Source organism: Caballeronia sp. GAFFF2 (assembly GCF_023631485.1).
Taxonomy (GTDB): Bacteria; Pseudomonadota; Gammaproteobacteria; order Burkholderiales; family Burkholderiaceae; genus Caballeronia.
The window spans coordinates 1-1,298 of record NZ_JALQDA010000083.1 but is presented as its reverse complement, the minus strand read 5'-3'; the positions used below and the strand labels follow the sequence as shown (position 1 = coordinate 1,298).

Annotated in this window: 2 protein-coding genes; both read right to left on the bottom strand. The window is 56.8% G+C overall.

What is annotated here, in order from left to right:
• Positions 1-73 precede the first annotated feature (73 nt).
• A complete protein-coding gene (locus tag NCT04_RS34200; protein WP_250470265.1) occupies positions 74-670 on the bottom strand; it encodes a toprim domain-containing protein in 597 nt (198 codons plus the stop codon).
• A gap of 142 nt (positions 671-812) precedes the next feature.
• Positions 813-1,097: a hypothetical protein gene (locus tag NCT04_RS34195; RefSeq protein ID WP_250470263.1), complete on the bottom strand. Its 285-nt coding sequence runs from the start codon at positions 1,095-1,097 to the stop codon at positions 813-815.
• Positions 1,098-1,298: the final 201 nt, after the last annotated feature.

Sequence of the window (1,298 nt, the reverse complement as noted above, 5' to 3'; positions counted from 1 at the left end):
CTGGCGACTGAATCCAACCATAGCCTGACGTATGTCGCATGGCAATGCGCAAGGGACGCCGTCTAATGCGCGCTTACACTTGAACCACCCGGCCTTTCGTATCCGGGACGCCGCGCCCAGAATTACGCGAGACTCGTCGGTGTAGCCCGCAATCATCCCCTCGAATTGAATGTTCGCAAGATTCGACTTGCCTTCCGAACGTCTTGATGTGAGCATCTACTTTCCCATCTTCCGTAAGTTCGAGCGCACGCGTGATAAGAGCTGTCACCGCCGCGTCCGGCAGGCTCGTGAAGAGTTCGTCCTCAAGCGCTTTCGCATTGCGCAACGCGACGTAATAGCCACCAAGGGCTCCGAATTCCTGGACGAGGTTTGCAGAAGCGGGCTTGTCGCTGTCTTGCAAAATCGCTACTCGGTATCCGAGCGCTTGGAACGCCTTCGCGGGCCAGAAGCATTCATCCGGTTCGCCACCATGGCTGTCGATGTAAGCGACGCTGGCTGATTGGAGCGAGCCGCTACCATTGCTGACCCAGAAGTAATCCAGTCCACGAATCAGGCCTATCTCGCTAGCTCCTTCGCACACGATGACAGTGCGCGCAAGAAATGCCTCCGGATATGACCGAATAGCACCTTGAATGTCATTGCCGACGCCGACCAGCCGCGCGTGATGCACACCACCCTCGTTGCGAAGAACGAAGAGTTGACTCCGACAGCTCTCTAAGCGCCACCGGAGAATGCGTCGTGATGAACGCCTGCAGTGGCGGGACTTTCTCTTTGGACCCGAGTGAGTTCAAAAAGCGCGTTAGCCTGTGAGGTTAAAGGCCATATTCAATTTCATCAACCAGCACCACGCTCGCTAACGCTGAGGCCGCTCGATGAAGCCCTGCAATCAGAAGCAGGCTTGAGCCGGTGCCAAGATTGCGCAAGGGGATGCCCGCCTCATTGTGCAGCGAGATGACGCCATCGCCGAATGAGACAGCGTGAGCATCGAGAAGGGCTGTAGCCGAAGTGCCAATTGGCACGCCCAGACTCTTTGCCGTATCCGTCACAGTTTTGAGGGTGTTCGCGAGTTGTGGCTCGGCGCGTGCGCCGAAGCCCATGCGAGCATCGCGCGCAGCCTTCACCAGCTCTGCACCAACGTCAGCGCGCTCATCCGTAAGCGCGCAGAATTGGACGTTTGGAACTCTTTGATCTGAGCGTGCAGGCTATGTCCACTGTTTTCGATGAACTGACCCCCGAAGGTTGCACCTATCTTTGGGGAATGTCTTGGGAAAATATACAGAACAAGCGAAGCTCGCTGC